General features: G+C 63.8%; 13 protein-coding genes and 1 tRNA gene. 8 read left to right on the forward strand and 6 right to left on the reverse strand.

Annotated features, from left to right (window positions below):
- Nucleotides 1–5: 5 nt before the first annotated feature.
- On the reverse strand, nucleotides 6–1610 hold the full coding sequence (locus ACOOE1_RS06140) for a gamma-glutamyltransferase family protein (protein ID WP_420405455.1): 1605 nt from the start codon (nucleotides 1608–1610) through the stop codon (nucleotides 6–8).
- A 530-nt stretch (nucleotides 1611–2140) separates the two neighbouring features.
- On the opposite strand from ACOOE1_RS06140, the gene ACOOE1_RS06145 reads away from it, so the two are divergent.
- The 3 genes from ACOOE1_RS06145 to ACOOE1_RS06155 all read left to right on the forward strand — a co-directional run bounded on the left by ACOOE1_RS06145 (nucleotide 2141) and on the right by ACOOE1_RS06155 (nucleotide 5696).
- Nucleotides 2141–3154 (forward strand): TRAP transporter substrate-binding protein, encoded by a 1014-nt coding sequence (locus tag ACOOE1_RS06145; protein WP_420405456.1) that lies wholly within the window; start codon nucleotides 2141–2143, stop codon nucleotides 3152–3154.
- A 150-nt stretch (nucleotides 3155–3304) separates the two neighbouring features.
- Nucleotides 3305–4063 (forward strand): TRAP transporter small permease subunit, encoded by a 759-nt coding sequence (locus ACOOE1_RS06150; protein ID WP_420405457.1) that lies wholly within the window; start codon nucleotides 3305–3307, stop codon nucleotides 4061–4063.
- A 4-nt stretch (nucleotides 4064–4067) separates the two neighbouring features.
- A complete protein-coding gene (locus ACOOE1_RS06155; RefSeq protein ID WP_420405458.1) occupies nucleotides 4068–5696 on the forward strand; it encodes a TRAP transporter large permease in 1629 nt (542 codons plus the stop codon).
- A 155-nt stretch (nucleotides 5697–5851) separates the two neighbouring features.
- Here ACOOE1_RS06155 and ACOOE1_RS06160 read toward each other — a convergent pair.
- Nucleotides 5852–5927: transfer RNA gene (locus ACOOE1_RS06160), tRNA-Ala, on the reverse strand.
- Nucleotides 5928–6146: 219 nt separating this feature from the next.
- Between ACOOE1_RS06160 and ACOOE1_RS06165 the strand changes: the two genes are divergently transcribed.
- From ACOOE1_RS06165 to folD, 3 genes are read left to right on the forward strand one after another with little or no spacing between them, the layout of a single operon-like run.
- Nucleotides 6147–6425 (forward strand): YggT family protein, encoded by a 279-nt coding sequence (locus ACOOE1_RS06165; RefSeq protein WP_420405459.1) that lies wholly within the window; start codon nucleotides 6147–6149, stop codon nucleotides 6423–6425.
- A gap of 12 nt (nucleotides 6426–6437) precedes the next feature.
- Nucleotides 6438–6776 (forward strand): DUF167 family protein, encoded by a 339-nt coding sequence (locus tag ACOOE1_RS06170; protein WP_420405460.1) that lies wholly within the window; start codon nucleotides 6438–6440, stop codon nucleotides 6774–6776.
- Between the two features lie 4 nt (nucleotides 6777–6780).
- Nucleotides 6781–7677, forward strand: a complete 897-nt coding sequence (folD, locus tag ACOOE1_RS06175; protein ID WP_420405461.1) for a bifunctional methylenetetrahydrofolate dehydrogenase/methenyltetrahydrofolate cyclohydrolase FolD — start codon at nucleotides 6781–6783, stop codon at nucleotides 7675–7677.
- Between the two features lie 7 nt (nucleotides 7678–7684).
- Here folD and ACOOE1_RS06180 read toward each other — a convergent pair whose 3' ends face one another.
- A complete protein-coding gene (locus ACOOE1_RS06180; protein ID WP_420405462.1) occupies nucleotides 7685–7951 on the reverse strand; it encodes a DUF3253 domain-containing protein in 267 nt (88 codons plus the stop codon).
- A 107-nt stretch (nucleotides 7952–8058) separates the two neighbouring features.
- On the opposite strand from ACOOE1_RS06180, the gene ACOOE1_RS06185 reads away from it, so the two are divergent.
- Nucleotides 8059–8754, forward strand: coding sequence for an NnrU family protein (locus ACOOE1_RS06185; protein WP_420405463.1), 696 nt, complete (start codon nucleotides 8059–8061; stop codon nucleotides 8752–8754).
- A gap of 12 nt (nucleotides 8755–8766) precedes the next feature.
- A complete protein-coding gene (locus ACOOE1_RS06190) occupies nucleotides 8767–9297 on the forward strand; it encodes an AAA family ATPase (RefSeq protein WP_420405464.1) in 531 nt (176 codons plus the stop codon).
- On the opposite strand, the gene ACOOE1_RS06195 is transcribed toward ACOOE1_RS06190, so the two are convergent.
- From ACOOE1_RS06195 to ACOOE1_RS06205, 3 genes are all read right to left on the reverse strand, one after another.
- Entirely contained in the window at nucleotides 9282–9509 is a 228-nt protein-coding gene (locus ACOOE1_RS06195; RefSeq protein ID WP_420405465.1) for a hypothetical protein, read from the reverse strand. The genes ACOOE1_RS06190 and ACOOE1_RS06195 overlap by 16 nt on opposite strands.
- Nucleotides 9510–9592: 83 nt before the next feature.
- Nucleotides 9593–10501, reverse strand: coding sequence for a pseudouridine-5'-phosphate glycosidase (locus ACOOE1_RS06200; RefSeq protein WP_420405466.1), 909 nt, complete (start codon nucleotides 10499–10501; stop codon nucleotides 9593–9595).
- 116 nt (nucleotides 10502–10617) lie between these two features.
- The gene (locus ACOOE1_RS06205) at nucleotides 10618–11829 is read right to left on the reverse strand and encodes an argininosuccinate synthase (RefSeq protein ID WP_420405467.1); all 1212 of its coding nucleotides are present in this window, start codon (nucleotides 11827–11829) and stop codon (nucleotides 10618–10620) included.
- Between the last annotated feature and the right edge of the window lie 35 nt (nucleotides 11830–11864).

Genomic DNA, 11864 nt, shown 5'->3' on the forward strand with positions numbered 1-11864 from the left:
GCCCGTCAGATTGCGACCGCGGCCCCGTCCCTGCGCGAATCCGCGGCACCGAAGAGCGCGCCGCTTTCCGGATCGCGGCGGATCGCATGCATACCGCCGCACTGCATGGCGAAGGGCGTCGTCATCTCGATGGCATGGCCACGGCGTTTCAGCTCCTCGATCACGGGCGCTTCCACGCGCGCTTCGAGATCGACCCTTGCGCCATCCCAGAGCCGGGCCCGGGGGGCGTCGATCGCGGCCTGAAGGTCGAGTCCGAAATCGAGGTGATGGACCATCGCCTGCGCCTGGGTCTGCAGGATGCCGTAGCTCCCGGGCGTACCGAGCGCGAGCACGGCATCGCCATCCCGGAGCGAGATCGAGGGGGCAAGGCACATCCCGAAGCGCTTGCCCCCGATCAGCCGGTTCGGCGAATCCGGATGGAGGTCGCCCCAGTTCATGAAGTTGTTCATGGTCACGCCGGTGCCCGGGATGACCACACCGGAGCCAAACATGGAGCCGAGGCTCTGGGTCAGGCACACCGCGTTGCCGTCTCGGTCAACGGCGGAGAGGGATGTCGTATGCTCGCGCAACTCGACACTCCCCGGCAACGGGCCGTCGCCGAACTGCTCCGTGCGCCCGGTAATCGGCGCCGGGTCGAGGAGCCGGTCGCGCAGCGGCGCGGCATGACGTTCGTCCAGCAGTTCCGCAACCCGCTCCGGCCCGCACTTGTTGTTGCGGATGCGGGTTTCCGCCGCCAGGCGGACGGCGCGGAAAACCATGTCCAGATGATCCGCCGAGAGATGCTCCAGGGCACCGACATCGAGACCCTCGAGCAGCTTCAGGGTCAGCAGGAACTGGAAGGATTCGGCCGGCGGCGGCGGCACGTGGATATCCAGGCCCCGGTAGCTCGTGACCACCGGCGCTTCCCAGACCGGTGCGACGGCGGCCAGGTCGTCCTCCGTCATGCAGCCGCCGAGCGCCTTGAGATGCTGGATCATCTTGCGCCCGAGCGGACCATCATAGAGATAGGACGGCCCCTCCGCCGTGATCGCCTCCAGGGTTTCCGCCAGATCGGGCTGCTTCAAGACGGCACCGAGTGAGGCATCGCCGGTGGGATCGATATAGGTGGAGCGCCACTCCGGCTGCATCGCGCGCGGGCGGCTGACCCGCACCATGTCGACAAAGAACGGCGATACCGGGATACCCTGCCGCGCGTGCCGGATCGCCGGCGCCAGAAGGGTGCCGAGAGGTAGCGTGCCGAGTTCGGAGGCCAGCGTGCACCAGCCTGCGAGATTGCCCGGTGTCCCGCTCGCATTCGCCCCGTCCCGGATGTCAAGGCAGTCGAGCCCGTCCGGGTCGAATGCGGCCGGCACCGGCGGGTGGAAATCGAGCACGCGGACCTTCCGGTCCGGCGCCGTGAACACGGTGGCACAGCCGAGCCCGGCCAGCCCGGACATGAACGGTTCGGCAACGTTGAGAACCGCGGCGGAGGCAACGATGGCATCGAAGGCATTGCCGCCCGACTCCAGCATCTTCGCACCTGCCGCCGAGGCCAGCGGATGCGCGGAAGAGACCATTCCGCCGACAGCGCGCACTGTCGGACGGCCATGCGAATAGACGGCGACACTCATCGATTTTCCTCCATCAGGGATCGTCAGGCAGAACGCCTGCATCCATGTTTTTTTCAACCGTCGCGGCACTTCGGATACGAAAACGCCGCTGACAGATCGGTTATCCGTCACTCAGGTTTCCCCGGTCGCAATGCTCTCGATTTGTCTGAGGTTGGCGCCAGAGGGAAGGATCGGCGCCTTTCGGAACGGAGAAGTCTGAATTGTCTTGGTTATCAGAGTGAAGACCGATGAGCCAGACGTCGATGACGTCCGAAGCGGCACTGGAGTAGTGACAGACCCCGCGGGCAGAGATCTTCCGTCGTCGGGCGGTAGCATGTCGACCGGAGTCGGGCGGGGGAAAAGTCAGACCAATTCACCGTAAACGGAGAATTGTGCGCATATTGATCATATGTATTGTCATACGAAGAGTTGCTTGCGAGGCGCGCCCGCGATAGCGTTGCACCGATGGCTGTCGAGCCATCGAGAAAGAGTTCTCAAAGCGACACGAAAAATTATTCGCGGGCGAGTCCAATCGCCAAGGGAGGAAAACCGTGACAATCAAATCTGCATTCATCGGGGTTGGTGCTGCGGCACTATTGGCAACCAGTGCCATGGCGGAGCCGGTCACCCTGCGCATCCAGAACCACTATTCGACCGAACACCCGATGGGCAAAGCGATCGCCGAGTTCGTCGACGATGTTCAGGTAATGTCCGGCGGCGACATCACGATCGAGATGTTCTACGCCTCTTCGGTCGTCGCCACGACAGAGACCTTCGATGCGGCGATCAGCGGCATTCTGGATTGCGACATGACGGGCGGCGCCTATCAGACAGGCAAGAACCCTGCCTTCCAGTTCGTCGGCGACATCATGGGCGGCTATGACACGCCGTGGCAGCAATACAGCTGGCTTCACTATGGCGGGGGCAAGGCCGCCGCGGAGGAACTGTACAACGAACAGAACATGCATCTGGTCGGCTGGACGATCTACGGTCAGGAATCCCTGTCGTCGTCTCGTCCGATCGCCGGATTCGAGGATTTGAAAGGCTGGAAATTCCGCTCTCCTCCCGGCATGGAAACCGAGATTTTCGAAGAACTCGGCGCGTCACCGATCGTGATGGATTTCACGGAGATCTTCACAGCGCTCGAGACCGGCATCATCGACGGCGCAGATGCATCGGGCCTGAACAACAATGTGGGCCTCGGGCTCTACGACATCGTGAAGCACGCGACCTATCCGGGTTTCCACTCGATGCCGTCGGATCACCTGGCGTGCAATCTGGACGTCTGGAACGGCCTGACCGACCAGCAGCGCCGGATCATCGACACCGCGATGCAGAAGCTCGGTTTCCAGGTCGCCCTGGCCAACGAGAAGCTGAACGCCGAAGCCGCGGCGAAGCTGCAGGCCGAGGGGGTCACCCTGTACGACTGGTCCGCTGAAGACCGCGCCGCCTTCCGGGCCGCCGCCCAGACAGCCTGGAGCCGCTGGGCCGAGAAGAACGAACAGACCCGCAAGCTGGTCGAGAGCCATCGCGCCTATCTCAAACAGCTCGGTCTGCTGAACTAAGTTTCGGCGACATATTTCCTGACACATTAAGAACGCGAGCCCCGCGGGGCTCGCGCAATTCCGGTTTCACGGGTCCTAGAACCGCCCGGGGAGGCAATGGGAATGAACTCGGAAAGCTTGTGGCTGGGCGGAATGCGGAGACCGGTGCGGTTGGCCACACTGGCCTTCACCGGCGCGGCTGTCCTGCTCTACGCATGGCTCATCGGCAACGCGCTTCTGTTCGAGGACGCAATCACCATGTTCGACATGATTCGCCCGCAAGGGCGGTTTGTCGTCCTTGCGATGCTGGTTTCCATGGGCGGCGCCATCCTGCTTGCATCGATCTACTTTTCGGACACGCGCGGCGCGATCGAGCAGAAACCGGACGGCTTCTTCGACATCGTCTCACTGGTGACATCCCGGCTCTCGATGATCATGGTCGCCTTCATCGTGCTGGTGATGCTGTACGAAGTTGTCTCCCGCTACATATTCGCCCGACCGACGCTGTGGGCCAACGAGCTGTCCCTTTGGATCGCCGGTTTCGTGTTCCTGTTCGCCGGCCAGTACGCGATGCAGCAGCGCAGCCACATCCGGATCTACGTGATTTACGACATCATGCCGCGCTGGATGCAGAAGACGGCCGACATGCTGTCGCTGATCCTGTTGCTGTTTTTCACCTTCGCACTTGTCTGGGGCGGCTATTCGGATGCCATGCGGCGCATGCTGCGCATGGAGACCTTCGGCACGGCCTGGGATCCGCCCCTTCCCGGTACGCTGAAACCGGCAATCCTGATCATTATCGTGCTCGTCACCATCCAGGCGGTCTCGAACCTGATTGCCGACTGGAACAAGGCGCCGGAGCATCACACCCCGGCGGACGAGATCGACGAAACCGAGATCGACAAGATCCGAAAGACGCTGGGAAGCTGAGCGCATGGAATTCCTCGACCTGTTTGCGTGGATGAAGGTCGGCGACGTCGCGACCCTCAGCGTGATTCTCCTCCTGGCGATGTTTTTCCTGCTCGCCATCGGTATGCCGCTTGGTTTCGCCTCCGCGTTCCTCGCCGTCCTTGTCCTGATCATGAAGTTCGGACCGGATCTGCTCTTCAGCAGATTCGGGCACGGGCCGCTCTCGGTCGTCGGCCAGGCGGTCTACCGGCAGATGACCAATTACGTGCTCATATCCGTACCGCTATTCATTTTCATGGCGGCCCTGCTCGAACGCTCCGGCATCGCCAAGGACATGTACAATTCCCTGAATGTCTGGCTCAGCCGGACCCGGGGCGGGATCGCCATCGTCACCTCGATCATGGCGGTGATCATGGCGGCGATGTCCGGCATCATCGGCGGCGAGGTCGTATTGCTCGGCCTGATCGCGCTGCCGCAGATGCTGAGACTGGGTTACAATCAGAATCTCGCCATCGGAACGATCTGCGCCTCCGGATCGCTCGGCACGATGATTCCGCCTTCCATCGTCCTGATCTTCTACGGGCTGGTGACAGAGACATCGATCAAGGCCCTCTTTACCGCCGCCTTTCTTCCCGGCTTTGTCCTGGCCTCGTTCTTCATCATCTACATTCTGGTCCGGACACGTCTGGATCCGAGCCTGGCGCCGCTTCCCGAGGAGGATCCCGATGCGCCGAGAGGGCGTGAGAAGGCCTTGCTGTTCATTGGCTTCCTGTCGCGGTTCACCCTCTGGCTGACCGGATTCCTGCTGCTCCGGGCAGTGTTCTTCACCCTGACCGGGGAGAATGCCGTACGCGAGGGGGTCGATCCGATCGCGCTCGGCATGGTCTCTGACATTCCCTACATCGCGGCCGCCGGGGCAATCGCCCTTGCCCTGATGCTGTTCGTGGTCGGCAAGGAACGGTCCCGGCTGGGTTGGGAAATGGGCAAGGGGCTTGTGCCGCCGATCGTCGTGATCGGGGTCGTGCTCGGGTCGATCTATATGGGAATCACCGGAATCACCGAGGCGGCCGGCATGGGCGTGATCGCGGTCTTCGTCATCGGCCTGCTTCGGCGCGAGATGACCTTCGAGATCGTCTGGGACAGCCTCATGCGGACCCTGAAATCTACCGGGACGATCATCTGGGTCACCATCGGCGCGGCGTCGCTGGCAGCCGCCTACACGCTGGCCGGCGGCCCGACCTATGTCGCCAATACCATCATTTCGGCGGAACTGCCGACGATGGGCATCATCCTCGTGATGATGCTGATCTTCCTGATGATGGGCATGTTCATGGACTGGATCGGAATCGTGCTGCTGATCATGCCGGTCTTCCTGCCCATCGTGCTGAAGCTGCCGGTGGAGGAGATCGGTTTTCTCGGCGGTCTCGATCCCAAGTTCGTGGCGGTCTGGTTCGGTGTCGTGTTCTGCATGAACATGCAGGTCAGCTTCCTCTCGCCACCGTTCGGCCCGGCCGCGTTCTACCTGAAATCGGTGGCGCCGCCGCATATCACCCTGACTGCGATTTTCCGGGGCTTCCTGCCGTTTATCGCGCTGCAGCTCCTGGCACTGTCGGTCCTGCTGGTCTGGCCGTCTATCGTGACGCTGTTTCTGTAGGCAGGCAGGGCGTGCCAGCGGATCGGCTACGCGCGCATCATGCGGCCGCGGAGTGGCCGGTCCGTCTTCTGCGGCCCGCTGACGGTTACGGGCTACGGCGGCTCCGGTGCGGCCGCTCTCGTCGTCGGATATACGTTCTGTTTCGGGGGAGAAATTGGTGGAGCCGAGGAGGATCGAACTCCCGACCTTCGCATTGCGAACGCGACGCTCTCCCAGCTGAGCTACGGCCCCACCGAGGCCGGACGAGGCTCTGTCCGGCGCGGGGGAGACTGATAGTCGATGCCGCCGGGCAATGCAAGGGCAAAGAGCGCCGACCCGGCAGGCGTTGTCCGTCGGGCCCGAACGCCTATATACACGAGGCGAAAACATGGCGGCGCCAAGCGCTTGCCGTTCGCGCGGACGGGCGGTACGGTCCGGTGCGCGCATCTCCAGAAGGACGGATAAGATCCCATGCAATCGGTGCTGATTCTCGTCGATACAATCGTCCAGCTCTACATTTACGGCCTCTTCATTTTCATCATCATGGGCTGGCTCGTGCAGTTCAACGTGATCAATACGGGCAACCGATTCGTTTATCTGGTGATGGATTTCCTCTACCGGGCGACCGAGCCTCTGTTGCGTCCGATCCGCAATGTCATGCCGAATCTCGGCGGTCTCGACATCTCGCCGATCATTCTCGTCCTGGGGCTCACCTTCGCGCGCAACCTGATGTGGGAGTATCTCGGCTAGGGCCGGATCCCGATGCCGCCCGAGCTCGCGGCACCTCCGTTCGAACCGGAAACAGGCGGGGTACGCCTGCGTGTCCGCCTCACCCCGAACGCCTCCCGAGACGCGATCGGCGGTGTCGCGCTTGACGCGGAAGAGGTCGCCTGGCTGACAGCCACCGTCACCGCCGCTCCGGAGAATGGCCGTGCCAACAAGGCCCTGATCAAACTGCTTTCGAAAAGCTGGAAAATCCCCAAAAGCAGCTTTGAGGTAACGTCCGGCGCGACACAGCGGCGCAAGGTGCTTGCGATCGACGGCGACGGGGCGGAGCTGGCGGAGAAACTGAACAACTGGCTTGAAGAATCGGGGAACTGATCGCATGGAAACTGCCGAGATCATCGACGGAAAGGCCTTCGCGGCCGGGCTGAGGGAACGGATCGGCTCCGCCGTCACCGAGTTGAAGGCGAAATACGGCGAGGCCCCCGGCCTTGCCGTCGTTCTGGTCGGCGAGGATCCGGCGAGCCAGGTCTATGTCCGCAACAAGGGCAAGCAGACGCTTGAGAGCGGCATGGCCTCCTTCGAGCACAAGCTCGATTCCGCCACCAGCGAGGAGAACCTGCTGAAACTGATCGCCGAGCTCAACGCCGACCGGGCGGTCGACGGCATTCTGGTGCAGCTTCCCCTGCCCGCCCATATCGACAGCCAGAAGGTGCTGGACGCGATCGATCCGGAAAAGGACGTAGACGGCTTCCATGTCGTCAATGCCGGGCGGCTCGTCACGGGCGGCGACGCGCTGGTGCCCTGCACCCCGCTCGGCTGCCTGCTGCTGCTGCGCGACCGGCTTGGCGATCTCTCCGGCAAGCACGCGGTCGTCGTCGGCCGCTCCAACATCGTCGGCAAGCCGATGGCGGCCCTGCTGCTGCGCGAGAGCTGCACCGTCACCGTCACCCATTCCCGCACCGCGGACCTTCCGGGCGAGTGCCGCCGCGCGGACATCCTGGTCGCCGCCGTCGGGCGGCCGGAAATGGTCAAGGGCGATTGGATCAAACCGGGTGCGACCGTGATCGACGTCGGCATCAACCGGGTCGACGCGCCGGAAAAGGGCGAGGGCAAGACCAGGCTGGTCGGCGACGTCGATTTCGCCAGCGCCTCGGCGGTCGCGGGCGCAATCACGCCAGTGCCGGGCGGCGTGGGCCCCATGACCATCGCCTGCCTCTTGCGCAACACGGTCGAGGCCGCCTGCCGGCGCCGCGGCTGGGTGACGCCGGACCTTTGAGACGGAATCAGGCCTTCGGCCGCGGTCCGTAGCGGATCACCCCCTTCGCCTCCGAAAGCGGTACCGGCTTGCCCTTGCGGAGCGCGACCAGTTGGCCTTCCGTCTCGAGCACCGCGGCGACGCGCTCGATCTGCCGCAGGAGTGCGCGCCAGGCCGGTTTCGGCCCCGACGGATCGCCGCCGGCGGCGCGGCCGAACTCACTCGGCGAAAGCGAGCTCCCGGCCGCATTCGCGAGCGCGTCCTGCATCAGCTTCTTCAGCGTAGCGTCATCCATCTTTCCATTCCGCCCTGCTATACTTATATCGCCTGTGATGATCCGAATTCGGCCGCGCGTCCACCTTCAAGAGATGCCGCCCGGGGAACCGCGCTTGGGGGAGCGATATGACCGGTAGTCTGGATGCACTCTTCGCGGCCGTCGTCGCCTTCGTCGGCGGCCATTTCCTGCTCGGCTGGCCGAGCATCCGCGCCCTCCTGATAGAGCAGATCGGCGCCAACAGATTCCGCGCGATTTTCTCGCTCGCCGCGATCGTCGCCATGGTCTGGATGGTGATGGCCTATGGCGCGGCGCCCTATCTGCCGGTCTGGGAGCCGCCGCTCTGGACCCGCTGGATTCCCAACATCGTCATGCCCGTCGCCTGCGTCCTGCTGGTCTGCGGCTACAATCCCTTCAGCCCGACAGCGATGATGGCGGAAGAGGACTTCGAGGACCCGCATCTCGTCCGCGGCATCCTGACCGTCACCCGCCATCCGGTGATGTGGGCCATCGGCCTCTGGGCGCTGGCCCACCTGACGGTGCGCGGCGACGCGGCCTCGATGATGCTGTTCGGCGGCCTCGCGATACTCGCCTTCGCCGGCATGATCAAGATCGACGCCAAGAAGCGGGCGGAATACGGCGCCAAATGGGCGCCCTTCGAGCTCTCCACGTCGGTGATCCCCTTCCGCGCGATCCTGGAGGGACGCTGCAAGCTCGACTGGAATGGCATCGGCTGGCTCCGCCTCGGCGGCGGCCTCCTGCTCTGGGCCGGCCTGCACGGCGCCCATCCCTGGATCGCCGGGGTAAGCGCGGTTCCGGTCTGACCGACAGGCCTCATGTCAGTCCGGAACGTCCTGATCATCCTCGGCGGCCTGCCCGGCACCGGCAAGACCACGATCGCGCGCGCACTGGCGGAACACCTGCCCGCGCAGCATCTGCGGATTGACTCGATCGAGGGTGCTCTTCGCCGGGAACGACCGGAACTCGATGACCTAAGGGATACCGGCTATCAGATCGCCTATACGGTCGCGGAAGACAATCTCAGGCTCGGCCAATCGGTGATCGCCGACAGCGTCAATCCCATCTCTCTGACACGTGCGGCATGGCGAGCCGTCGCCGGGCGCGCGGAAAGGGCCTATGTCGAAATCGAGATCGTCTGCTCTTCGACCGAGATCCACAAAGTGCGGATCGAGGAGAGATGGCATGCCCACGACGGGATCGGTGTGCCGGACTGGGACAAGGTCCGCCGCCGGCACTATGAGCTTTGGCTGAATGTCGCGCTGCAGGTCGATACGGCGCATGAAACGCCGGAACAGTCGGCCGAGCGGATCCTGAACGCGGTCCGTGCCGTTCAGCCGACTTCGTAGCGGCCGCGGGTCAGCAGGATCAGTAGCACGAACATCGTCGGCACGACGGCGAGCGCCGGAATGATGATCGCCGGATAGCCGAAGAGCGCGATAGCGCCGATCCAGAGCATCACGCAATTGATCAGGAAATAGGTGAAGGCGGAAACCCCGCCGGTCTTCAGGTCGCGGGCGATCCAGCCGATCAGCGGAATGGCGTAGAACAGTCTGCTCAAGGTCCGTGTCCTCTTTCGATCATCTCGGAGCACCGGAAATGGCATTGAAGATCATGCGCGACAATGTGCATTAATGACGCAGATCATTGCTGTCGCAGGACAACCGCGATCTCGGCCGCAAGCCGCGCATTGGCGCGCGCGAGTTTGATATTCGTCCGCAGACTTGCCCCGCCCGTCGCGTTGCGGATCTCCGAGAGCAGATAAGGCGTCACCTGCTTGCCGCTCGTGCCCGTCCGTTTCGCCTCGTAGAGCGCATCCTCGATGATCCGGTCCGTCTCGGACCTCGGCAGCGCATGCTCTTCCGGCACCGGGTTGGCAACGAGCATACCGTTTTCGAGCCCCAGTCCGCGTCCGGCGCGCCAGGCGGCGGCGATCTCCGCCGCGCTGTCGAGCCTGAGCGGCGCCTTCAGCCCGCTCTCGCGGCAGAAGAAGGCCGGGAACTCGTCGGTGCCGTAGCCGATCACCGGCACACCCTTGGTCTCCAAGACCTCCAGCGTCTTCGGCAGGTCGAGGATCGATTTCGCCCCGGCGGAGACCACCATCACGGGCGTGCGCGCGAGTTCCTCGAGATCGGCGGAGATGTCGAAATCGAGCTCGGCGCCGCGATGCACGCCGCCGATGCCGCCTGTGGCGAAGACCTCGATCCCCGCGCGTTCGGCGAGGATCATGGTGGCGGCGACGGTCGTGCCGCCGGTCCAGCCTTTCGCGACGGCGATTCCGAGGTCGCGGCGGGAAAGCTTGATCGCCGCTTCGAAAGCGCAAAGCGCGGTGAGGTCCTGATCCGATAGACCGATCTGGATCTCGCCCCCCAACACGGCGATCGTGGCCGGCACGGCGCCGGCCGCCCGCACCTCCGCCTCTATCTCGCGTCCGATGGCAAGATTGTCCGGCTTCGGCAAGCCATGGGTCAGAATGGTGGATTCAAGTGCAACGACAGGTCGGCCCTCGTCGAGGGCGGCCGCGACTTCTAGAGAGAAATGCAGCTCGGTCATCGCCTTCCCAACTCAGCGTCCTCCAGAGCCCCGATCCGGAACCTTCCGAAGCTTGGGCCACAAGCCCGCATTCGGCAAGATCCCGGCTCTCCGGCCGGGATGACGCCTCTCGGGAATTACCCCTGCAGCATCTTGTTGAGGCGCAGGCGGAGCGCGTTCAGCTTGATGAAGCCCGCGGCATCCTTGTGGTCGTATGTGCCGGAACCTTCCTCGAAAGTCACGATATCCTCGGAATAGAGGCTGCGCTCGGCCTTGCGGCCGGTGCAGGTGACATTGCCCTTGTAAAGCTTCATGCGCACGGTGCCGGTGACGTTGCGCTGGCTGAAGTCGATCGCCTGCTGCATCATCTCGCGCTCCGGCGAGAACCAGAAGCCGTTATAGATGAGCTCGGCATAGCGCGGCATCATCTCGTCCTTCAGGTGCGCCATGCCGCGATCCAGCGTCAGGCTTTCCATCGCGCGGTGCGCGTGATGCATGATGGTGCCGCCCGGGGTCTCGTAGACGCCGCGGTTCTTCATCCCGACGAAACGGTTCTCGACCATGTCGAGCCGGCCGATGCCATTGGCGCCGCCGAGTTCATTAAGCTTCGTCAACAGGCTTGCCGGGCTCAGCCGCTCGCCGTCGATCGCCACCGGGTCGCCATGCTCGAAGTCGATCTCGATCACGGTCGGCTTGTCGGGCGCCTGCTCCGGCGAGACGGTGCGCTGGAAAACATACTCCTCCGGCGCGTCCCACGGGTCCTCCAGCACCTTGCCCTCCGAAGAGGAGTGCAGCAGGTTGGCGTCGACCGAGAACGGCGCCTCGCCGCGCTTGTCCTTGGCGATCGGGATCTGGTGCTTCTCGGCGAACTCGATCAGCCGGGTACGCGAGGTCAGGTCCCATTCGCGCCACGGCGCGATGATCTTGATGTCCGGCTGCAGCGCGTAGTAGCTGAGCTCGAAGCGGACCTGGTCGTTACCCTTTCCGGTGGCGCCGTGGGAAACCGCGTCGGCGCCGGTCTCGGCAGCGATCTCGATCTGTCGCTTGGAAATCAGCGGCCGGGCGATCGAGGTGCCGAGCAGGTAGCAGCCCTCGTAGAGCGCGTTGGCACGGAACATCGGGAAGACGTAGTCGCGCACGAATTCCTCGCGCAGATCCTCGACATAGATTTCCTTGATGCCGAGCATCTTCGCCTTCTCGCGTGCCGGCTCGACATCCTCGCCCTGTCCGAGGTCCGCGGTGAAGGTCACCACCTCGCAGTTATAGGTGTCCTGCAGCCAGCGCAGGATGACGGAGGTATCGAGGCCGCCGGAATAGGCCAGCACGACTTTCTTGACGCTCTCGGACATGTAATCGCCTTAGACGCTAGGAGGCCACGGAAGGC

The organism is Nisaea sp. (assembly GCF_965216895.1).
Lineage (GTDB): Bacteria > Pseudomonadota > Alphaproteobacteria > Thalassobaculales > Thalassobaculaceae > Nisaea.